Raw genomic sequence first — 21771 nt, forward strand, 5'->3', positions numbered from 1 at the left:
GCACGCGCGTGCCCTGCGGCAACGCGCGGGTGCCGACCGGTTCCCGAGCGCCGCGTTTCCGCACGCGCGCGTGGGGCGATCGGCATGGGGACGGTCGGGCGCGGCTGCGCGGCTCACTGCGGCCGCGGCGGTCGCGGCGAGCGCCATCAGCTGGGTGATCTCCATCAGCCGTGTGACGCGACAGGCTCTGCCGTGTGACGCACCAGGCCCTATAGCCAGCCGCGGTTCTTGAAGAGCCGGTACAGGCCGATCTCCAGTGCGGCCATCAGCAGGATCACCGCCGGATACGACCAGGTCCACGTCAGCTCGGGCATGTGCTCGAAGTTCATGCCGTAGATCCCCGCGATCATCGTGGGTACCGCGGCCATGGCAGCCCACGACGAGATCTTCCGCATGTCGTCGTTCTGCCGGACGCTCATCTGGGCCAGATGTGCCGAGAGGATGTCCGAGACCAGCCGGTCGAGGCCCTCCACGGATTCGTTCACGCGTGTCAGATGGTCGCTGACGTCACGGAAGAACGGCTGCGCGGCGTCGCTGACGAACGGCACGGCCGCCGAGTAGGGGCCCGCGCCCGCACCGGCGAGCCGGGCCATCGGCAGGGCCAGCGGGCCCGTGGACCTGCGGAACTCCAGCACCTGCCGCTTGAACGCGTAGATCCGGGACGCCGTGTGGCGGGACGCGCTCCGCTCCGGCGAGAACACCTCCGTCTCCAGCTCCTCGAGGTCGGTCTGGAGCTCCGCCGCGACTTCCAGATAGTGGTCCACGATCGCGTCGGCGACCGCGTACAGCACCGCCGTCGGGCCCTGTTTGAGCAGGTCCGGCTCCGCCTCCAGCCGCTGCCGCACCGCGCCCAGAGGGGCCCCTTCGCTGTGCCGGACGCTCACCACGAACGAGTCGCCGAGGAACAGCATCACCTCGCCCGAGGACACGGTGTCACCCTGCGGCTCGTACACCACCGGCTTGAGGACCAGGAACAGCGAGTCGTCGTACACCTCGAGCTTCGGGCGTTGATGCGCCTTCAGGGCGTCCTCGACCGCCAGCGGATGCAGTCCGAACTCCTTCGTGACGTGCTCGAATTCGCGTGCAGTGGGCTCGTGCAGTCCGATCCAGACGAAGGCGTCGCCGGTGGCCCGCGCCTCGTCCAGGGCGTCGGACAAGTCCGCGGGCCCCTCGGTCCGGCGCCCTTCGCGGTAGATGGCGCAGTCCACGATCACGTGGCGTCTCCTTCCCGGAGACAGCCTGAGGCACACCCCCTGAGGCAGCCTCGGGCACACCCCTGAGGCGACCGAAAGCACATCGGCACATCCTCTGAGGCGACCCAAGGCACCCACCTCAGTCCGCCTAGGCTTGCGGCATGCCCACGCTGATCCTCGTCCGGCACGGACGCTCCACCGCCAACACCGCAGGCCTGCTCGCCGGGTGGACTCCCGGAGTCGCCCTCGATGAGCGGGGCGCGGCCCAGGCGGCCGCCCTGCCCGCCCGGCTGGCCGGTCTGCCGCTCGCCACGGCTGTCACGAGCCCCCTGCAGCGCTGCCGGGAAACACTGGAGCCGCTGCTCGCCGCCCGCCCCGAGCTCACGCTGCACACCGACGAGCGCATCGGTGAGTGCCGCTACGGAGACTGGTCCGGCCGCAAGCTCGCCGAGCTCAAGGACGAGCCGCTGATGGAGGTGGTCCAGCAGCACCCGACGGCGGCCGCCTTCCCCGGCGGCGAGTCCATGCGCGAGATGGCCACCCGGGCCGCCGAGGCCGTACGCGAGTGGAACGCGCGCGTGGAGCGCGAACACGGCGCCGACGCGGTCTACGTCATGTGCTCGCACGGCGACGTCATCAAGTCGCTCGTCGCGGACGCACTCGGTCTTCACCTGGACCTCTTCCAGCGCATCAGTGTGGAACCCTGTTCCGTCACCGCGATCCGCTACACACGACTGCGCCCCTTCCTGCTGCGCCTGGGCGACACCGGGGACTTCGCCTCGCTGGCTCCTCGCCCGGAGCCGGAGAACGGCGGCGACGCCACGGTGGGAGGCGGTGCGGGAGCACCGTGATCGTCGCCCGCAGTAGGGTGAAGCGATCGAAGTAACGCCCCGAGTCGATCCAATGGAGACAGGACGTGTCCCGTCAGGTGTTCCTCTACGACCCGCCGGACCGCTTCGTGGCCGGTACGGTCGGGCTGCCAGGGCGCCGCACCTTCTTCCTCCAGGCCTCCTCCGGAACCCGCGTGACCAGCGTCGCCCTGGAGAAGACCCAGGTGGCCGCACTCGCCGAGCGCATGGACGAGCTTCTCGACGAGGTCGTACGGCGCAGCGGGGGTAGCGCCGCCGTACCGGCCGTCGCTCCCGCGGAGGTCTCGGACACCGAGCCGCTCGAGACCCCCATCGAGGAGGAGTTCCGGGTCGGCACCATGGCGCTGGCCTGGGACGGTGAAGAGCAGCGCATGATCGTCGAAGCCCAGGCGCTCGTGGAAATCGACGTCGAGTCCGAAGAGGACCTTGCCGCCGCCGAGGAGCGGCTGCTGCAGGACGAGGAGAACGGCCCCCCGATGCTCCGCGTCCTCCTGACCGGCGCCCAGGCCAGGGCCTTCGCCAAACGGGCCCTGGACGTCGTCAACGCGGGCCGCCCGCCGTGCCCGCTGTGCAGCCTCCCGCTCGACCCGGAAGGACATGTATGTCCGCGCCAGAACGGATACCGCCGCGGAGCGGCGTGACGCCTGCCGAGCTGCTCGCCAAGGGCGAGCTGACGGTGCGCGGCCGCATCCGCGACGCCTCCAACGCGGCGCTGTTCTGCACCGTTTCGCACGACGGGCAGGAGGCCACCTGCATCTACAAGCCCGTGGCCGGGGAGCGGCCCCTGTGGGACTTCCCGGAGGGCACGCTGGCGGCGCGCGAGGTCGCCGCGTACGAGGTGTCCGAGGCCACTGGATGGGGTCTTGTGCCGCCCACCGTGCTGCGGGACGGCCCGTACGGCGAGGGCATGTGCCAGCTGTGGATCGAGGCGTCGGTCGAGGACGGCGCGCAGCTCCTGGCGCTCGTGGAGGGCGACGAGCCGGAGGACGGCTGGAAGGCCATCGGTTTCGCGGAGGTCGGCGGCGGGCGGACGGCGCTCCTCGTGCACGCGGACGACGAGCGGCTGCGGCGGCTCGCGGTGCTCGACGCGGTGATCAACAACGCCGACCGCAAGGGGAGCCATCTGCTGCCGACCGCCGAGGGGCGGCTGTACGGGATCGACCACGGGGTCACGTTCCATGCCGAGGACAAGCTGCGGACGCTCCTGTGGGGCTGGGCCGGGGAGGCGCTGACCGCCGAGGCGCTGGCCGTGCTCGGGTCCCTGCGGGATGCGCTCGTGGACGGCGGTGGGCTCGCGGTGCGGCTTCGTGAGCTGATCACCTCCGACGAAGTCGAGGCGCTACGCGCGCGTGTCGAGGCGTTGCTGACGTCCGGGCGGCATCCGGAGCCGTCGGGGGAGTGGCCGGCCATTCCGTGGCCGCCGGTCTAGTCAGCGCCTTTGCGTCGCCTTGCCCGTCGCACAGGCGGCGCCCTTGTGCAAGAGGGCCTTTCCGGTCGTCCCGGCCGGTCCGGTTCGTAGGGGGAACATCCGTCCGGTTAGGCTCAGGTCATGCATGCCTGGCCCGCTTCTGAGGTCCCCGCCCTGCCTGGCAAGGGCCGCGACCTTCGGATCCACGACACCGCGACCGGCGGCCTCGTCACCCTCGACGCCGGTCCCGTCGCCCGTATCTACGTCTGCGGGATCACCCCGTACGACGCGACCCACATCGGTCACGCGGCGACCTACAACGCGTTCGACCTCGTGCAGCGCGTGTGGCTCGACACGAAGCGGCAGGTTCACTACGTCCAGAACGTGACCGACGTCGACGACCCGCTGCTCGAGCGCGCCGAGCGCGACGGTGTCGACTGGGTCGGGCTCGCCGAGCGGGAGACCGCCCTCTTCCGCGAGGACATGACCGCGCTGCGGATGCTCCCGCCGCAGCACTACATCGGCGCCGTCGAGGCCATACCGGGCATCGTCCCGCTGGTCGAGCGGCTGCGGGACGCCGGTGCCGCGTACGAGCTCGAAGGAGACGTCTACTTCTCCGTCGAGGCAGATCCGCACTTCGGCGAGGTCTCGAACCTCGACGCCGCCGCCATGCGGCTGCTCTCCGCCGAGCGCGGCGGCGACCCCGACCGGCCGGGCAAGAAGAACCCGCTCGACCCGATGCTCTGGATGGCCGCCCGGGAGGGCGAGCCGAGCTGGGACGGCGGTTCGCTCGGCCGCGGCCGGCCCGGCTGGCACATCGAGTGCGTGGCCATCGCCCTGGACCACCTCGGGATGGGCTTCGACGTGCAGGGCGGCGGCTCCGACCTCGCCTTCCCGCACCACGAGATGGGCGCGTCGCACGCGCAGGCGCTGACCGGCGAGTACCCGTTCGCCAAGGCGTACGTCCACGCGGGCATGGTGGCGCTGGACGGCGAGAAGATGTCGAAGTCCAAGGGCAACCTCGTCTTCGTGTCGAAGCTGCGGCGCGACGGCGTCGACCCCGCCGCCATACGGCTCGCACTGCTCGCCCACCACTACCGGGCCGACTGGGAGTGGACCGACGACGCCCTCGATGAGGCCGTCGCAAGGCTCGGACGCTGGCGGTCCGCCGTATCGCGTCCCGACGGCCCGCCCGCCGAGGCCCTGGTCGAGGAGATCCGCGACGCCCTCGCGAACGACCTTGACGCGCCGGCCGCGCTCGCCGCGGTCGACCGATGGGCGACGCTGCAGCAGGAGCAGGGCGGTACGGACGAGGGGGCGCCCGGCGTGGTGTCGCGCGCCGTCGACGCGCTGCTCGGCGTCGCTCTCTAGCCCGGACACCGACCGGTCCACCGACGGGAGAGGGGCGGTGCGCCCAGTGGCGCACCGCCCCTCTCCCGTGCTCAACCCCGGTACCGGCCGGCTCACTCCTCCGGCGAGTCCTCGGAGCCTCCGCCTGCGGTCCCGCCCTCGTCGTCGGTCCCCGGCCGCTGCGGCTTGGGCGGCCGCGTGCGGTCCGCCGGTCCCTCGCGCAGATACGGGGCACCGTCGCCGCCGTCTCCTGCATGACCGCCGGCCTGGCCGCCACCGTCCCGCCTGCGCAGATACCGCTCGAACTCGCGGGCGATGGCCTCGCCCGACGCCTCCGGGAGCTCGGCGGTGTCACGCGCCTCCTCCAGCGTCTGCACGTACTCGGCGACCTCGCTGTCCTCGGCCGCCAGCTGGTCCACGCCCAGCTGCCACGCGCGCGCGTCCTCGGGCAGCTCGCCCAGTGGGATGCGCAGGTCGATGAGGTCCTCCAGCCGGTTCAGCAGGGCGAGCGTGGCCTTCGGGTTGGGCGGCTGCGACACGTAGTGCGGGACCGCCGCCCACAGCGACACGGCCGGTACACCCGCGTGCGTGCAGGCCTCCTGGAGGATGCCGACGATGCCCGTCGGGCCCTCGTACTTGGTCTCCTCCAGGTCCATCCTGCGGGCCAGGTCCGGGTCGGACGTGGTCCCGCTGATCGGGACGGGACGCGTGTGCGGGGTGTCGCCGAGCAGCGCGCCCAGGATGACCACGAGCTCCACACCGAGCTCGTGCGCGAAGCCCAGCAGCTCGTTGCAGAACGACCGCCAGCGCATGGACGGCTCGATGCCGCGGACCAGCACCAGGTCACGCGGCTTCTCGCCGCCGACGCGGATCACCGAGAGCCTGGTCGTCGGCCATGTGATCTTGCGGACGCCGCCGTCCAGCCACACGGTGGGGCGGTTCACCTGGAAGTCGTAGTAGTCCTCCGCGTCGAGCGCGGCGAAGACCTCGCCCTTCCACACCTTGTCGAGATGGGCGACCGCGGTGGAGGCGGCGTCGCCGGCGTCGTTCCAGCCCTCGAACGCGGCCACCATGACCGGGTCGACCAGCTCGGGAACCCCCTCGAGCTCGATCACCCAGCGCCTCCTTCCGACGTGCCCTCGCTTACGGACCAACCTTACGGCGTCCGCCGGGGCCCTCCGCAGCCCCCTTGCACGGGGGAGTGAACGGATCACTGCCCCGGTAAGGACCTTTGAACACTCCACAGTCATCCGAGCTGTTTCGCGCCAACTTCGGCCGCTGACCCGGTAGTTCCTCCTGTGCCGCGCCATAGCTGCGCCATACGTCGGAGGACCATGAGAGGTCCGATGTCCACTGCCGGCCACCGTGGTCGACCTCTGTACGGTCGATCTCCGCAGCGTCGGCGCCCGCAGGGTCGAGCTCTACAGCGTCGACCGCAGCCACTGCTCCACGCTCGCGATGTGCACCGTCGCCCAGGATCTGGCGGCCTCCGCGTCGCGGTCGCGCAGGGCGGCGAGGATGGCGCGGTGCTCGTGGAGCGTGCGGCTGACCGCGTCCTCCTGGGTCAGACCGCGCCAGATCCGCGCCCGGGTCGTGGGCCCCGACAGGCCGTCGAGAAGCGAGCACAGCACCGAGTTCCCGGAGCCCTGCACGATGCCTCGGTGGAACTCCAGATCGCACGCGACGAGCTCCTCCACCGAGGGGGAGTTCCCGAGCGCGTCCAACTGCGCCGTCAGTGCGTCCAGTTCCGCCTCACTGATACGGGTGCTCGCCATCGCCGTCGCGGCCGGTTCCAGGATGCGGCGGACGGCCAGGAACTCCAGCACGGTGTCGTCGCGGTGGAAGTCCACGACGAAGCTCAGCGCCTCCAGCAGGAGTTGGGGATCCAGGCTCGTGACGTACGTCCCGTCGCCCTGCCGGACATCGAGGATGCGGATCAGCGACAGCGCGCGCACCGCCTCGCGCAGCGAGTTCCTGGACAGGCCCAGCTCGGCCGCCAGCTCGCTCTCCTTGGGAAGCCGGTCGCCGGGGCGCAGCGCGCCGGAGACGATCATGCCCTTGATCTTCTCGATCGCCTCGTCCGTGACTGCCATGGCCCCGCCTCCCGTTCAGACATCCGATGTCTGTGTCCCATTATGCGGGTCCGGAGTGCGAGGGAATGCCACGGGTCCGGGAACGGACAGCCCGAGGGGCGGCTTCCCCGTGGAAGCCGCCCCTCGGTCCGCGCTGCCTATTGTCCCTACTCACCTGTCCCTACTCGCCGGTCCTGTCCTTCAGCAGCTCCTTCACCCTGGCCCGTACGTCCTCCGTGTCCAGGCCGCGGATCGTCAGTGTCGTACGCCGGCGCAGCACGTCGTCCGCCGTCTCGGCCCACTCGTGGTCGCGGGCGTAGACGACCTGGGCCCAGATCTCCGGGGCGTCGGGGTGGATGCGCTCGCCCAGCTCCGGGTTCTCGTTCGCCATGCGCGCGATGTCGAAGGACAGCGAGCCGTAGTGCGTTGCGAGGTGCTTCGCCGTGTCCGTGGCCATGCGCGGGCCCGGGGTGCCGCCGTCGACGAGCAGCCGGTGCGCCACCGCCTGCGGGTTGGAGATGCCGGGCAGCGGGAGCTTCTTCGGCAGCTGGGACATGGGTTCCATGTCGTCGGCGAGCGGGTGCCCGGGCAGGGCGGCCAGCTTGTTCATGACCGTACGGCCGATGTGGCGGAAAGTGGTCCACTTGCCGCCCGCGACGGACAGCATGCCGCCCTTGCCCTCGGTCACCACGGTCTCGCGCTTGGCCTTGGAGGTGTCGCCAGGACCGCCCGGCAGCACGCGCAGACCGGCGAAGGCGTACGTGATCAGTTCGCGCTTCAGCTGCTGGTCACGGACGGAGAAGGCCGCCTCGTCGAGTATCTGGGCGATGTCCTTCTCGTTGACCGCGACGTCCGCCGGGTCGCCTTCGTACTGCTCGTCGGTCGTACCAAGCAGCAGCATGTCCTCCCAGGGGAGGGCGAAGGTGATGCGGTACTTGTCGATGGGGGTGGCCAGCGCCGCCTTCCACGGCGAGGTGCGCTTGAGGACCAGGTGCGCGCCCTTCGACAGGCGGATGGACGGGGCCGCGTTCGGGTCCTCCATCCTGCGCAGGTGGTCGACCCACGGGCCGGTCGCGTTCAGTACGAGACGCGCGGTGACGCCGAACTCGGTCCCGTCCAGGCGATCCCTGAGCTCCGCTCCGGTGACCCGGCCCTTGGTGAAGCGCAGGCCGGTGACCTCGGCGTGGTTGAGGACGGCCGCACCCGCCTCGACCGCCGCGCGCACCGTCATCAGCGCCATGCGCGCGTCGTTCATCTGGTCGTCGCCGTACACGGCCACGGCCCTGAGGTTCTCGGTGCGCAGCTCCGGCACGTCGCGCTGCGCCTTCGCCGGGCTGATCACATGGCCGACGCCGTCGCCGAACGCGGACAGTGCCGAGTACGCGAAGACGCCCGCGCCCAGCTTGGCGGCGCCGTGCGGGCCGCCCTTGTACACCGGCAGGTAGAAGGTGAGGGGGTTGGACAGGTGCGGCGCGACCTGGCGGGACACCGCACGGCGCTCGAAGTGGTTCTCCGCCACCAGCTTGACCGCGCCGGTCTGCAGATAGCGCAGACCGCCGTGGAGCAGTTTGGAGGAGGCGGAGGAGGTGGCGCCGGCGAAGTCGCCGGCGTCCACCAGCGCCACCCGCAGACCCGACTGCGCGGCGTGCCAGGCGGTGGAGATGCCCAGGATTCCGCCACCGATGACGAGGAGGTCGTACGTCGCCTGGGAAAGCTGCTCCCGGGTCTCGGCACGGCTGGGGAGGGAGCCGGAGACCGGGTGCGTACCGAGGGCAGGCGCGGTCTGCAGGGTGGGCTGGCTGCTCATGGGATGTCGTGCTCCTCGTCAGTTCTCGTCTTCGAGCCAGCCCATGGTCCGCTCGACGGCCTTGAGCCAGTTCTTGTACTCGCGGTCCCGCTTGTCCGCGTCCATACGGGGGGTCCACTCGGCGGCCCGGCGCCAGTTGGCGCGCAGCGCGTCGGTGTCGGGCCAGAAGCCGACGGCCAGGCCGGCGGCGTAGGCGGCGCCGAGGCAGGTGGTCTCGGCGACCATCGGGCGCACGACCGGTGCGTCCAGGAAGTCCGAGAGCGTCTGCATCAGCAGGTTGTTGGAGGTCATGCCGCCGTCGACCTTGAGGGCCGCGAGCTCGACGCCGGAGTCCTTGGTCATGGCGTCGGTGATCTCACGGGTCTGCCAGGCGGTGGCCTCGAGGACGGCGCGCGCGAGGTGCGCCTTGGTGACGTACCGGGTCAGACCGGCCAGCACACCGCGGGCGTCCGAGCGCCAGTACGGGGCGAAGAGGCCGGAGAAGGCCGGCACGAAGTAGGCGCCGCCGTTGTCCTCGACCGTCAGGGCCAGCGTCTCGATCTCGGCGGCGGTGCTGATCAGGCCCATCTGGTCGCGCATCCACTGCACCAGGGAGCCCGTGACGGCGATCGAACCCTCGAGCGCGTACACCGGGTCCTGGTCGCCGATCTGGTAGCCGACGGTCGTCAGCAGCCCGCTGTACGAGTTGATGATCTTGTCGCCGGTGTTCATCAGCATGAAGGTGCCGGTGCCGTACGTCGACTTGGCCTCGCCCTCGCCGAAGCAGGTCTGGCCGAACAGGGCCGCCTGCTGGTCGCCGAGCGCCGACGCGACGGGGATGCCGCCCAGCAGGTCACCGAGCTTGCCGCCCTTGACCTCGCCGTACACCTCGGCGGACGAGCGGATCTCGGGCAGCATCTGCATCGGTACGCCGATGGAGGCGCAGATGCGCTCGTCCCACTGCATCTCGTGGAGGTTCATCAGCAGGGTGCGCGATGCGTTGGTGACGTCAGTGACGTGCACGCCGCCGTTGACACCACCGGTCAGGTTCCAGATGACCCATGAGTCCATCGTGCCGAAGAGGATGTCGCCCCGCTCGGCGCGCTCCGCGAGGCCGTCGACGTTGTCGAGCAGCCAGCGGGCCTTCGGGCCTGCGAAGTAGGAGGCGAGCGGAAGGCCGGTCTCGCGGCGGAAGCGGTCCTGGCCGACGTTGCGGCCGAGCTCCTTGCACAGGGCGTCGGTGCGGGTGTCCTGCCAGACGATGGCGTTGTACACCGGCTCGCCGGTGTTCTTGTCCCACAGCAGCGTCGTCTCGCGCTGGTTGGTGATGCCGATCGCCTTGATGTCGTCCCGGGTGATGCCGGCCTTGGCGATGGCTCCGGCGACGACGTCCTGGACGTTCGTCCAGATCTCGGCGGCGTCGTGCTCGACCCAGCCCGGCTTGGGGAAGATCTGCTCGTGCTCCTTCTGGTCGACGGAGACGATGCGGCCGTCCCGGTCGAAGACGATGCAGCGGCTGGACGTGGTGCCCTGGTCGATGGCGGCAATGAACGGGCCTGCGCCGTGGGAGAGGGCGCTTTGTGCGTCGGTCACGGTGTGCTCCTGGAAAGTCCGTATCTGTGGGGCTGGCTTACGGCGTATGGCTCGCGGCTCTGGAAGCTTCGTGCTAAGTGGTGTTCAGCTGAAGCCCGGCGGTTGATCAGGCAAAAGCGACGTTGTAAATACCTGCGGCGATCGCGCCGCCGACCAGGGGGCCGACGACCGGGATCCAGGCGTAGCCCCAGTCGGAGCCGCCCTTGTTGGGCAGGGGCAGAAGGGCGTGGACGATACGCGGGCCGAGGTCGCGGGCCGGGTTGATCGCGTAACCGGTCGGGCCGCCCAGCGAGAGGCCGATGCTGACGACCACGAGCGCGGTGATCAGCGCGCCCAGGGTGCCGAGGCCCTTGCCGCCGTCGTTGAGGCCTTGGGTGAGCACGGCGAGGACCAGCACGACGGTGCCGACGATCTCGGTGGCCAGGTTCTGCACGGCGTTCCGGATCTCGGGACCGGTGGAGAAGATGCCGAGCACGGGGCCGGCCTGGGCCTCCTGTGCCTCGACGGCCTTGGTGTCCTGCGCGCCTGGGCCGCCGACGATCTCGTGGTCGGTGAGGTGGGCGAGGAACTGTCCGTAGTACGCGACCCAGACCAGAGCGGCACCGATCATGGCGCCGAGCAGCTGTCCCGCCCAGTAGGTGGGGACGTTGCTCCAGTCGTTGTCCTTGATCGCGAGGGCGAGCGTGACGGCCGGGTTGAGGTGGGCGCCGGAGAGCGGGGCCGAGATGTACACCGCGGTGAGGACCGCGAAGCCCCACCCGAAGGTGATGGCGAGCCACCCGGCGTTGCGCGCCTTGGAGGCCTTCAGCGTGACGGCGGCGCACACGCCACCGCCGAGCAGGATGAGTACGGCGGTACCTATCGTCTCGCCGATGAAGATGTCGGAGCTGGACACCCGCGACTCCTTTGTCCTTCGTCCAGGGGAAGGCGAACCCCGGGTCCGTCCGGTGGTTCGCGCCCTCAGGTGAGGGCCTTGGGGGCGGCCCTGGCGTCGTCACACTCTAACGCTTTTGCCGGAAGGTGTTCGACAATGCCGACCGATGGACGGGAGTCTTGCCCGGGCCTGCAGGAACGTCAAGGGGTTCGGTCCGCGAAAAATCCGATCGTTATCCGGGCATGATCGCGGGGTGGCGGGCGCAGAGGGGGTTCCACAGGTCCGGTGAAGTCCGCTGCGGTTCGGCAGCGCCCCGAAGGGGCGCGGGGCTGTATCGACATGCGGCTCCGCCGCGCGGGCGCGACCAGCCACGATGGCGCCGCAGACGATCGAAGGCACATCGCGGATGCACGCTCCGCCGGGCGCCTGCTTAGCGGCGTCGTGCGGGACGGGCCTGGCGCCGTCCGTACGGAGCGGCGGCGAGCCCTCAGAACCGGCTCGCGCCCAGATCCCGGGAGACGGCGCGTGCGCAGTCCCGCACCGCCGCGATGAGCTCCTGACGCAGTTGCCCGTCCAGGCAGAGGCGCTCCACGGCGCCGGTGATGCCCACCGCGCCGACGGGCATGCGCCGCCGGTCGTGGATCGGAGCGGCGATGGACGCCACGCCCTCCCAGGTCTCCTCGACATCGGCGGCGTACCCGCGCGCGCGGGTCAGGTCGAGCACGTTCTCGAAGCCGTCCGGGTCGCTGATCGTGCGCGCGGTGAACTCCTTGCGCTCGACCTCCAGGGCCTCGCTGTGCGCCACCGGGTCGTATGCGGCCAGGACCTTGCCCAGGGCCGTGGAGTGCAGCGGCTGCATGGCGCCGATCTCCAGCACCTGCCGGCTGTCGTCCGGGCGGAAGACGTGGTGCACGATCAGCACGCCCTGCTGGTGCAGAACGCCCAGGTAGACGCTCTCTCCGCTGGACCGGGCCAGGTCGTCCGTCCATACCAGGGCACGCGCCCGCAGCTCGTGGACGTCCAGATACGTCGTGCCGAGCCGGAGCAGTTCGGCGCCCAGCTGGTAGCGGCCCGACGCGGCGTCCTGTTCGACGAAGCCCTCCAGCTGGAGGGTGCGCAGGATGCCGTGCGCCGTACCCTTGGCGAGGCCCAGGGAGGAGGCGATGTCGGAGAGGCCCAGCCGGCGCTCGCCACCCGCGAGCAGACGCAGCATCGCGGCCGCCCTCTCCAGCGACTGGATGTTCTTCGCCATCGCAGCGCTCCCTCCCAACCCCTCGACCAACAGCGTTCGACAATGCTGAACATTATCGGTCGTTGCCGAACTCCGCGAGCAGCCCTGCGCCGGGCGCCCTGCCGGGCCGGGAGCGTAATCCTGAAACCTGCCTGATCGGGTGGGCCGTCCGGACCGTGGACCGTTCGTACGGGTGGACGGCCTCCCGGATACCCTGGCGGAGTGCGCCTGCCATGAGAAGGGCGCAAAGCCGACAGCCGTCGCACTCCAGGGAGCACTACATGGCCTCGTCGCCGACCCCTTCCACCGTCCCCTCCGACAGCCGCGCCCGGGCCGAGGCCCTGTGCGAAGCCCTCGCCACCCGTGTCGTGGTGGCCGACGGTGCGATGGGCACGATGCTCCAGGCACAGGACCCGACCCTCGACGACTTCCAGAACCTCGAGGGTTGCAACGAGATCCTGAACGTCTCCAGGCCCGACATCGTCCGCTCCGTCCACGACGCGTATTTCGCCGTGGGTACGGACTGCGTCGGCACCAACACCTTCAACTGCAACTTCGCGGCCCTCGGCGAGTACGACATCGCCCACCGCATCCACGAACTGTCCGAGCGTGGTGCGCGGATCGCCCGCGAGGTGGCCGATGAGTACACGCAGAAGACCGGGCAGCAGCGCTGGGTGCTCGGCTCGATGGGCCCGGGCACGAAGCTGCCGACCCTGGGCCACGTCGGCTACACCACTATCCGTGACGCCTATCAGCAGAATGCAGAGGGCCTGATCGCGGGCGGCGCCGACGCCCTGCTCGTCGAGACCACCCAGGACCTCCTCCAGACCAAGGCCGCCGTCCTCGGCGCCCGCCGCGCGTTGGAGGTCGCCGGTCTCGAGCTGCCGGTCATCGTCTCGGTGACCGTCGAGACCACCGGCACCATGCTCTTGGGTTCCGAGATCGGTGCGGCGCTGACCGCCCTGGAGCCGCTCGGCATCGACATGATCGGCATGAACTGCGCCACAGGGCCGGCCGAGATGAGCGAGCACCTGCGCTACCTGTCCCGCAACTCCCGCATCCCGCTGTCCTGCATGCCGAACGCCGGTCTCCCGGTCCTCACCAAGGACGGTGCCCACTACCCGCTGACGGCCACGGAGCTCGCCGAGGCCCAGGAGACCTTCGTCCGCGAGTACGGCCTCTCCCTGGTCGGCGGCTGCTGCGGTACGACGCCCGAGCACCTACGCCAGGTCGTCGAGCGGGTCCGCGACCTCACCCCGCCCGAGCGGCAGCCACAGCCGGAGCCGGGCGCGGCCTCGCTGTACCAGACGGTGCCGTTCCGCCAGGACACCTCGTACCTGGCCATCGGCGAGCGCACGAACGCCAACGGGTCGAAGAAGTTCCGCGAGGCCATGCTGGACGGCCGCTGGGACGACTGCGTGGAGATGGCACGCGACCAGATCCGCGAGGGCGCGCACATGCTCGACCTGTGCGTCGACTACGTGGGCCGCGACGGCGTCGCCGACATGGAGGAGCTGGCCGGACGTTTCGCCACCGCCTCCACGCTGCCCATCGTGCTGGACTCCACCGAGGTCGACGTGATCCGGGCGGGTCTGGAGAAGCTGGGCGGCCGCGCGGTCATCAACTCCGTCAATTACGAGGACGGTGACGGCCCCGAGTCGCGGTTCGCCAAGGTCACGGCGCTGGCGAAGGAGCACGGCGCCGCGCTGATCGCGCTGACCATCGACGAGGAGGGCCAGGCCCGCACGCCGGAGAAGAAGGTCGAGATCGCCGAGCGGCTGATCGCGGATCTGACCGGCAACTGGGGCATCCACGAGGAGGACATCCTCATCGACACCCTGACCTTCACCATCTGCACGGGTCAGGAGGAGTCCCGCAAGGACGGCATCGCCACGATCGAGGCGATCCGCGAGCTCAAGCGCCGCCACCCGAACGTACAGACCACGCTGGGTCTGTCGAACATCTCCTTCGGTCTGAACCCGGCGGCCCGGATCCTGCTGAACTCCGTCTTCCTGGACGAGTGCGTCAAGGCCGGCCTCGACTCGGCCATCGTGCACGCGAGCAAGATCCTGCCGATCGCCCGGTTCGACGAGGAGCAGGTCACCACCGCCCTCGACCTGATCTACGACCGCCGCTCCGAGGGCTACGACCCGCTGCAGAAGCTCATGCAGCTGTTCGAGGGAGCGACGGCGAAGTCGCTGAAGGCCGGCAAGGCCGAAGAGCTGGCGGCGCTGCCGCTGGAGGAGCGCCTGAAGCGCCGCATCATCGACGGCGAGCGCAACGGCCTGGAGGCCGACCTCGACGAGGCGCTCCAGGAGCGCCCGGCCCTCGACATCGTCAACGAGACCCTGCTCGACGGCATGAAGGTGGTCGGTGAGCTGTTCGGTTCCGGCCAGATGCAGCTGCCGTTCGTACTACAGTCCGCCGAGGTCATGAAGGCCGCGGTGGCCTACCTCGAACCGCACATGGAGAAGTCGGACGCCGAAGGCAAGGGCACCATCGTCCTGGCCACCGTGCGCGGCGACGTCCACGACATCGGCAAGAACCTGGTCGACATCATCCTGTCCAACAACGGCTACAACGTCGTGAACCTGGGCATCAAGCAGCCCGTCTCCGCGATCCTGGAGGCCGCCGAGGAGCACCAGGCGGACGTCATCGGCATGTCCGGGCTCCTGGTGAAGTCCACGGTGATCATGAAGGAGAACCTGGAGGAGCTCAACCAGCGCAGGCTGGCCGCCCGGTACCCGGTCATCCTCGGCGGCGCCGCGCTCACCCGCGCGTACGTCGAGCAGGACCTCCACGAGATCTACGAGGGCGAGGTCCGCTACGCACGCGACGCCTTCGAAGGCCTGCGGCTGATGGACGCCCTGATCGCGGTCAAGCGGGGCGTTCCCGGAGCCGCTCTGCCGGAGCTGAAGCAGCGCCGGGTGCGGGCGGCCAGCGTCCAGGTCGAGGAGCGTCCCGAAGAGGGCGCCGTCCGCTCGGACGTGGCTGTCGACAACCCGGTGCCGACGCCGCCGTTCTGGGGCACCCGGGTCGTCAAGGGCATCCAGCTCAAGGAGTACGCCTCCTGGCTGGATGAAGGCGCGCTGTTCAAGGGCCAGTGGGGCCTGAAGCAGGCCCGCACCGGTGACGGGCCCACCTACGGCGAACTGGTGGAGAGCGAGGGCCGGCCGCGGCTGCGGGGCTGGCTCGACGAGCTGCAGACCAAGAACCTCCTCGAGGCGGCCGTGGTCTACGGCTACTTCCCGTGCGTGTCCAAGGGCGAAGACCTGATCATCCTCGACGAGCAGGGCAACGAGCGCACCCGCTTCACCTTCCCCCGCCAGCGCCGCGGACGGCGGCTGTGCCTGGCGGACTTCTTCCGTCCGGAGGAGTCCGGCGAGACCGACGTGGTCGGCCTGCAGGTCGTCACCGTGGGTTCGCGGATCGGGGAGGAGACGGCGAAGCTGTTCGCGTCGGACTCCTACCGCGACTACCTCGAACTCCACGGCCTCTCCGTCCAGCTGGCGGAGGCGCTGGCGGAGTACTGGCACGCGCGCGTGCGCTCGGAGCTGGGCTTCGCCGGCGAGGACCCGGCCGACATCGAGGACATGTTCGCCCTGAAGTACCGCGGTGCCCGCTTCTCGCTCGGCTACGGGGCCTGCCCCGATCTCGAGGACCGCGCCAAGATCGCCCAGCTCCTCGAACCCGAGCGCATCGGCGTGCAGCTGTCGGAGGAGTTCCAGCTGCACCCCGAGCAGTCCACCGACGCGATCGTCATCCACCACCCGGAGGCGAAGTACTTCAACGCGCGGTAGAGCGGGCAGCTGCGGTGATCGCGTCCTGCGGGCACCCGCGCACCTGCCGCCCGCGGCCACCCGCAGGACCTGCCGTCCGCGGCCACCCGCAGGACCTGCCGTCCGCGGCCACCCGCAGGACCTGCCGTGACACGCGCGACGAAGCTCGCAGAGCGCGCACCGCGGACGAGTCGTACACTGGTCGATCCAGTGCAGGCCGGTTCCCCCCTGGGAACCGGCCTTCTCGTCCCTCACGGAGGTGTGCCCGGATGACGAGTACGGTCCCCGTTGTCGGTACCCGTTCGGCCGATGGCTCCGCCCTGCAGGCCGTACTCCTGGACATGGACGGCACCCTGGTGGATACCGAGGGCATCTGGTGGGACGCCGAGGTCGAGGTCTTCGCAGGACTCGGCCACGCGCTCGACGACACCTGGCGTCATGTGGTGGTCGGCGGCCCCATGACGCGCAGCGCCGGATTCCTGATCGAGGCCACCGGCGCCGACATCACGCTTCCCGAGCTCACAGAGCTGCTGAACGACGCGTTCGAGGAGCGCCTCAACGGCACACTCCCGCTCATGCCGGGCGCCGCCCGGCTGCTGGCCGAGCTGGCCGCGCACGAGATGCCGACCGCCCTGGTCTCCGCGTCCCACCGGCGCATCATCGACCACGTCCTGAAGTCACTCGGGCCGGAGTACTTCGCACTGACCATCGCCGGGGACGAGGTGGAACGCACCAAGCCGTATCCGGACCCGTATCTGCTCGCCGCGGCCGGTCTCGGAGCGGACCCGGCCCGATGCGCCGTCGTCGAGGACACCGCGACCGGAGTCGCCGCCGCCGAGGCCGCGGGCTGCCGGGTGGTGGCCGTCCCCTCCGTGGCCCCGATCGCACCGGTGGCGGGACGCACCGTGGTCACCTCGCTCGAGGAGGTCGACCTGCCGTTTCTCCAGGGCCTGATGACGCTCAACTGACCACCCGGGAGAACGGCCCGGGAGAACACCCGCGGTCGATGAAGCCGAACCGTGATGCCGGCTGGCCGAAAACAGACTCCCACCAGCACTCTTGAGGCTGTGACGTTTGCCACACGTACAGGGGTCGACAGGCCTCCGCTGGTGTGCCGAACCCCGGATTGCCGTGCGGACACGGGAAGCGTTGTGTCCTATTTGTTCAGCACCGGATGAAAGCTCCCTCTAGCGGGTTTTCGGTGCGTCCACGCCCGGTGCCCCTGCGTGATGAACCCTCAACTCCAGCCCCGTCGGGCCGCTCTGCCCTGCGCACTAATCTCGACGCGAGAACATCGCCGTACCGGCCTGTGCACCCGTCAGCACCCACCCCCCTTGCCGGGTGACATGGGCATCGAAAGCTCTGGAGAACTTCGAGCATGAACCGCAAGATCCTGGTTCTGGCGGCCGTCACCGGCCTGCTCGCCCCCGCCCTCGCCGCCTGCGGCGGATCCGACAGCGGAGGCGACGACGGCAAGGCGATCGTCGTCGGCACCACCGACCGGTTCAGTGCATCGGCCGATGCCCCCGCGCCCCTCGACCCGGCCTACGCCTACGACGTCGGCACCTGGAACATCCTGCGGCAGACGCTGCAGACCCTGATGGCCCTGCCGCGCGGCGACGGGGAGCCGGAGCCGGAGGCCGCGGAGCAGTGCGGATTCAGCGACAACGGCAACGAGCGCTACGCCTGCACCCTGCGCAAGGGCCTGAAGTTCGCAGACGGCAGCCCCGTGACGGCCGCGGATGTGAAGTACTCCATCGACCGCGTGCGCGGCATCAAGAGCGACAGCGGCGTGGCCGGTCTGCTGTCCAGCATCGACACCGTCGAGACCAAGGGCGACCGCGAGGTCATCTTCCACCTCAACACCGCGGACGCCACCTTCCCGTACAAACTGGCCACGCCGGCCGCGGGCATCGTCAACCCGAAGGACTACGCCAAGAACAAGCTGCGCGACGGATTCCGCGTCGACGGTTCCGGGCCCTACACCGTCCAGGTCGAGACCAGGAACAACGAGCTCGTCAAGGCGGTCTTCACCAAGAACCCCGAGTACAAGGGCGAGTTGACGCCGCAGAACCAGAAGGTCGAGATGCGGTCGTTCGACAGTGCCGACGCCATGGGCGCGGCGCTCGAGAAGGGCGACATCGACCTCATGACCCGCACCATGTCGCCCGAGCAGATCAAGAAGTACTCCGACGCCGGTGCGGACAGCGACATCAAGCTCATCGAGATGCCGGGCCTGGAGATCCGCTACCTGGGCTTCAACACCGACGCCCCGCAGGTCAGGAGCAAGGCCGTCCGGCAGGCGATGGCACAGATCGTCGACCGCGGTGAGATCGCGTCGGAGGTCTACGGCACGTCCGCCGAGCCGCTGTACTCGCTCGTACCGGCCACCATCACCGGCCACGCCAACTCGTTCTTCAACAAGTACGGCGACCCGAGCACCGCCAAGGCCCGCTCCATTCTGGCCAAGGCGAACATCACCACGCCGGTGAAGCTGACGCTGAACTACACGACCGACCACTACGGCCCCGCCACCAAGAAGGAGTTCGAGCTGCTGCAGAAGCAGCTGAACGACAGCGGCCTGTTCGACGTCACCATCAAGGGCGAGAAGTGGGCGACCTTCCGCCCGAACGAGTCCAAGGGCAAGTACGCGGTCTACGGCATGGGCTGGTTCCCGGACTTCCCCGACGCCGACAACTTCGTCGCGCCGTTCCTCGACAAGGACAACTTCCTCGGCTCTCCGTACGCCAACTCCACGATCCGCAAGAAGCTGATCCCGGACTCGCGCCGGGAGGCCGACCGCCTCGCCGCGTCCGAGAGCCTCGAGGAGATCCAGAACATCGTCGCCGACGACGTGCCGGTGCTGCCGCTGTGGCAGGGCAAGCAGTACATCGCGGCCCGCGACGACATCACGGGCGCGGAGTGGGCCCTCAACTCCTCCTCGACCCTTCAGCTGTGGGAGCTCAGCCGCGGCATGAGCGGCTGACCTGGCCCTTATCGCGGGCCAGAGCTCCCTTCGGAGAACGACGACAAGGCACACGTAGGTGAAAATGCGCAACCAGTGGCTGGTCCCGCCCCTCAGCGCGGGGCTGGCCGCCGCCCTGTTGACCGGCTGCGGCAGCTCCCAGGAAGGCGCCTCGGCCGGCGAAGGAGAGGCCGTCGTGATGGGGATGTCGGACGACGTCCTCGCCACCGATCCGGCGTCCGGCTACGACCCCGGCTCATGGCTGTTGTTCAACAACGTCTTCCAGTCGCTGCTGAGCTTCCCCAAGGGCGCAACGGAGCCTGCTCCGGAGGCCGCCGAGGAGTGCGGCTTCGCCGACGCGGCCACCACGGTCTACGAGTGCACCCTGCGCGACGGCCTGAAGTTCAGCAACGGCAATGCGCTCACCTCGAAGGACGTCAAGTTCTCCTTCGACCGCATGATGAAGATCGACGACGACGCCGGTCCGGCGATCATGTTCCCCATGCTCGACAAGGTCGAGACACCCGACGCCAAGACCGTCGTCTTCAAGCTGAAGTACGCCGACGCCACCTTCCCGAGCAAGATCGCCTCCGGCGCCGGCTCGATCGTGGACCACCGCGCGTACAGCGGGGACAGCCTGCGCACTGACGGCGAGGCGGTCGGCTCGGGCCCCTACAAGCTCGACTCCTTCAGCAAGACCGAGGCGGTCTTCTCCGTCAATCCGCAGTACGAGGGCACCGCCGAGATCAAGAACACCGGGATGACCCTCAAGTTCTTCCACGGCGACCAGACCGCCCTGAAGAACGCGCTGCTGAACAACAAGATCGACCTCGCCTACCGCGGACTCGCCGCGCAGGACATCGCCGACATCCAGCAGAACACGTCCGGCAAGAGCGGCGGCATCGACGTCGTCGAGGGCTCCAGCGCCGAAGTGCAGCACCTCGTCTTCAACATGGAGGACCCGGTCGTCGGCAAGCTCGGCGTCCGCAAGGCCATCGCGTACCTCCTCGACCGGGAAGCGCTCGTCAACGAGGTGTACGAGGACACCGCCGAGCCGCTCTACTCGATCATCCCGGCGGGCATCGGCGGCCACAACACCGCCTTCTTCGACACCTACGGCGCCAGGCCTCAGCCCCGCAAGGCCGAGGAGGCGCTGCGCGCCGAGGGCATCACGGACAAGGTGAAGCTGACGCTGTGGGCGACCCCCTCGCGCTACGGCCCCGCCACCGTGCAGGAGTTCAAGGCGATCGCCAAGCAGCTCAACGCCAGCGGACTGTTCGACGCCGACGTCAAGTCGGTCGAGTTCGACGAGTACGAGAAGGACATCAAGGCCGGCAAGTACGGCATCTACGTGAAGGGCTGGGTGCCGGACTACCCCGACCCCGACAACTTCACGCAGCCCTTCTTCGGCGACGGCAACGTCCTCGACAACCGCTACGAGAACAGCACGATCACCGGGAAGATCATTCCGCGCACGGCCGCCCAGAGCAACCGCACCGCGACCGACAAGCATTACGGACAGCTCCAGGACATCGTGGCCAACCAGCTGCCGGTCATCCCCGTGTGGCAGGCCAAGCAGTACGCGGTCGTCCACGACCGCGTGTACGGCGTGGAGAACTGCCTCGACGCGTCGACGGTGTTCCGGTTCTGGGAGATCAGCAAGGGCTGACCCGGAACGCAGTAGGTGCTGTACAGCGAGGGCCGCTCTCGAGAGGGCGGCCCTCGGCGTTTCGGGTGGCCGAGGGCGGCCCTCGGCGTTCCGGGTGGCTGGACTCGGACCTCGGTTAGTCCGGGAAACTACTGGGCGCCCGGCCGGACCAGACCGCTCTCGTACGCGTACACCGCGGCCTGCACCCGGTCGCGCAGGCCCAGCTTGGTCAGCACGTGGCCCACATGCGTCTTGACGGTGGTCTCGCTCACGAACAGCTCCGCGGCGATCTCGGCGTTGGACAGGCCGCGGGCCACCAGCTTCAGCACCTCGACCTCACGCTCGGTCAGCGTGTGCAGCGTGTCCGGCACCGGCTCCTCGCCTGACGGCAGATGTCCGGCGTACTTGTCGAGCAGCCGGCGCGTGATGCTCGGCGCGAGCATCGCCTCGCCCGCCGCGACCACCCGGATCGCCTGCACCAGCTCGTTCGCCGGGGCGTCCTTGAGCAGGAAGCCGCTCGCGCCTGCCCGCAGCGCCTCCACCACGTACTCGTCGAGGTCGAAGGTGGTGAGCACCAGGACCTTCGCCGGTCCGTCCCGGCCGGGCCCGGTGATCTGCCGGGTCGCCTCCACCCCGTCCATGCGCGGCATACGGATGTCCATCAGGACGACATCGGGCTGGAGAGCACGGACCTGGTCGAGCGCCTGCAGTCCGTCCCCGGCCTCGCCGACGACCGCGATGTCCTGCTCGGCCTCCAGAATCATCCGGAACCCGGTGCGCAACAGCGGCTGGTCGTCGACCAGTAGGACGCGGATCGCCACGTAAGTCTCCTTCGCTAGTCCGGCCCCATTCTGCCCTGCGCGGCACCGCCTTCCTCGGGCGCCCTGGAGGGTGGCTGATTGCTGTCGGCACCCGGCGCCGCGGACGGGGGGTGATGGCTGGGGGCGGCCTGGGCGGCGCCAGCCTGAGGCGGGGGGCCAGCGACTTGGGGCGTACGGGCTGC

At 69.7% G+C, this 21771-nt stretch carries 16 protein-coding genes; 8 read left to right on the forward strand and 8 right to left on the reverse strand.

Annotated elements, in window-relative coordinates; genetic code table 11:
* Window positions 1–209: 209 nt before the first annotated feature.
* On the reverse strand, window positions 210–1214 hold the full coding sequence (corA, locus tag STSP_RS26635; protein ID WP_067283146.1) for a magnesium/cobalt transporter CorA: 1005 nt from the start codon (window positions 1212–1214) through the stop codon (window positions 210–212).
* A gap of 140 nt (window positions 1215–1354) precedes the next feature.
* Here corA and STSP_RS26640 point away from each other — a divergent pair, with 140 nt between their 5' ends.
* The 4 genes from STSP_RS26640 (at window position 1355) to mshC (ending at window position 4841) form a co-directional block, all read left to right on the forward strand.
* Window positions 1355–2044 (forward strand): histidine phosphatase family protein, encoded by a 690-nt coding sequence (locus tag STSP_RS26640; protein ID WP_067283147.1) that lies wholly within the window; start codon window positions 1355–1357, stop codon window positions 2042–2044.
* Between the two features lie 65 nt (window positions 2045–2109).
* Window positions 2110–2703 (forward strand): DUF3090 domain-containing protein, encoded by a 594-nt coding sequence (locus STSP_RS26645; RefSeq protein WP_067283150.1) that lies wholly within the window; start codon window positions 2110–2112, stop codon window positions 2701–2703.
* A complete protein-coding gene (locus STSP_RS26650) occupies window positions 2664–3491 on the forward strand; it encodes an SCO1664 family protein (RefSeq protein ID WP_107441406.1) in 828 nt (275 codons plus the stop codon). Before STSP_RS26645 ends, STSP_RS26650 begins: the two co-directional genes overlap by 40 nt.
* A gap of 120 nt (window positions 3492–3611) precedes the next feature.
* Entirely contained in the window at window positions 3612–4841 is a 1230-nt protein-coding gene (gene mshC / locus STSP_RS26655) for a cysteine--1-D-myo-inosityl 2-amino-2-deoxy-alpha-D-glucopyranoside ligase (RefSeq protein WP_067283154.1), read from the forward strand.
* Between the two features lie 92 nt (window positions 4842–4933).
* Here the strand turns inward: mshC and STSP_RS26660 are convergent, their stop codons facing one another.
* The 6 genes from STSP_RS26660 to STSP_RS26685 all read right to left on the reverse strand — a co-directional run bounded on the left by STSP_RS26660 (window position 4934) and on the right by STSP_RS26685 (window position 12397).
* The gene (locus tag STSP_RS26660) at window positions 4934–5935 is read right to left on the reverse strand and encodes a PAC2 family protein (RefSeq protein ID WP_067283157.1); all 1002 of its coding nucleotides are present in this window, start codon (window positions 5933–5935) and stop codon (window positions 4934–4936) included.
* A 306-nt stretch (window positions 5936–6241) separates the two neighbouring features.
* Window positions 6242–6913 carry a FadR/GntR family transcriptional regulator gene (locus STSP_RS26665; RefSeq protein WP_067283159.1) on the reverse strand — a complete coding sequence of 224 codons (672 nt, stop codon included), beginning with the start codon at window positions 6911–6913 and terminating at the stop codon, window positions 6242–6244.
* Window positions 6914–7073: 160 nt separating this feature from the next.
* Entirely contained in the window at window positions 7074–8699 is a 1626-nt protein-coding gene (locus STSP_RS26670) for a glycerol-3-phosphate dehydrogenase/oxidase (RefSeq protein WP_067283161.1), read from the reverse strand.
* A gap of 18 nt (window positions 8700–8717) precedes the next feature.
* Window positions 8718–10271: a glycerol kinase GlpK gene (gene glpK / locus STSP_RS26675; protein WP_067283163.1), complete on the reverse strand. Its 1554-nt coding sequence runs from the start codon at window positions 10269–10271 to the stop codon at window positions 8718–8720.
* 106 nt (window positions 10272–10377) lie between these two features.
* Window positions 10378–11166, reverse strand: a complete 789-nt coding sequence (locus STSP_RS26680) for an MIP/aquaporin family protein (protein WP_067283165.1) — start codon at window positions 11164–11166, stop codon at window positions 10378–10380.
* Between the two features lie 466 nt (window positions 11167–11632).
* Window positions 11633–12397 carry an IclR family transcriptional regulator gene (locus STSP_RS26685; protein WP_067283166.1) on the reverse strand — a complete coding sequence of 255 codons (765 nt, stop codon included), beginning with the start codon at window positions 12395–12397 and terminating at the stop codon, window positions 11633–11635.
* A 260-nt stretch (window positions 12398–12657) separates the two neighbouring features.
* Between STSP_RS26685 and metH the strand changes: the two genes are divergently transcribed.
* From metH to STSP_RS26705, 4 genes are all read left to right on the forward strand, one after another.
* Window positions 12658–16176 carry a methionine synthase gene (gene metH / locus STSP_RS26690; protein WP_067283167.1) on the forward strand — a complete coding sequence of 1173 codons (3519 nt, stop codon included), beginning with the start codon at window positions 12658–12660 and terminating at the stop codon, window positions 16174–16176.
* A gap of 248 nt (window positions 16177–16424) precedes the next feature.
* The gene (locus STSP_RS26695; RefSeq protein ID WP_067283169.1) at window positions 16425–17123 is read left to right on the forward strand and encodes an HAD family hydrolase; all 699 of its coding nucleotides are present in this window, start codon (window positions 16425–16427) and stop codon (window positions 17121–17123) included.
* Window positions 17124–17533: 410 nt separating this feature from the next.
* A complete protein-coding gene (locus STSP_RS26700) occupies window positions 17534–19141 on the forward strand; it encodes an ABC transporter substrate-binding protein (RefSeq protein WP_067283171.1) in 1608 nt (535 codons plus the stop codon).
* Window positions 19142–19199: 58 nt separating this feature from the next.
* Window positions 19200–20789 (forward strand): ABC transporter substrate-binding protein, encoded by a 1590-nt coding sequence (locus STSP_RS26705; RefSeq protein ID WP_067283172.1) that lies wholly within the window; start codon window positions 19200–19202, stop codon window positions 20787–20789.
* A 128-nt stretch (window positions 20790–20917) separates the two neighbouring features.
* Here the strand turns inward: STSP_RS26705 and STSP_RS26710 are convergent, their stop codons facing one another.
* Window positions 20918–21589, reverse strand: a complete 672-nt coding sequence (locus STSP_RS26710) for a response regulator (protein WP_067283174.1) — start codon at window positions 21587–21589, stop codon at window positions 20918–20920.
* Between the last annotated feature and the right edge of the window lie 182 nt (window positions 21590–21771).

This window comes from Streptomyces jeddahensis, assembly GCF_001642995.1.
Lineage (GTDB): Bacteria > Actinomycetota > Actinomycetes > Streptomycetales > Streptomycetaceae > Streptomyces > Streptomyces jeddahensis.

Bases quoted from the DNA above. Each gene is read 5' to 3' on its own strand.
- STSP_RS26640 (WP_067283147.1), top strand. From the start codon at position 1,355: ATGCCCACGCTGATCCTCGTCCGGCACGGACGCTCCACCGCCAACACC.
- STSP_RS26650 (WP_107441406.1), top strand. From the start codon at position 2,664: ATGTCCGCGCCAGAACGGATACCGCCGCGGAGCGGCGTGACGCCTGCC.
- mshC (WP_067283154.1), top strand. From the start codon at position 3,612: ATGCATGCCTGGCCCGCTTCTGAGGTCCCCGCCCTGCCTGGCAAGGGC.
- STSP_RS26665 (WP_067283159.1), bottom strand. From the start codon at position 6,913: ATGGCAGTCACGGACGAGGCGATCGAGAAGATCAAGGGCATGATCGTC.
- STSP_RS26670 (WP_067283161.1), bottom strand. From the start codon at position 8,699: ATGAGCAGCCAGCCCACCCTGCAGACCGCGCCTGCCCTCGGTACGCAC.
- STSP_RS26685 (WP_067283166.1), bottom strand. From the start codon at position 12,397: ATGGCGAAGAACATCCAGTCGCTGGAGAGGGCGGCCGCGATGCTGCGT.
- metH (WP_067283167.1), top strand. From the start codon at position 12,658: ATGGCCTCGTCGCCGACCCCTTCCACCGTCCCCTCCGACAGCCGCGCC.
- STSP_RS26695 (WP_067283169.1), top strand. From the start codon at position 16,425: ATGACGAGTACGGTCCCCGTTGTCGGTACCCGTTCGGCCGATGGCTCC.
- STSP_RS26700 (WP_067283171.1), top strand. From the start codon at position 17,534: ATGAACCGCAAGATCCTGGTTCTGGCGGCCGTCACCGGCCTGCTCGCC.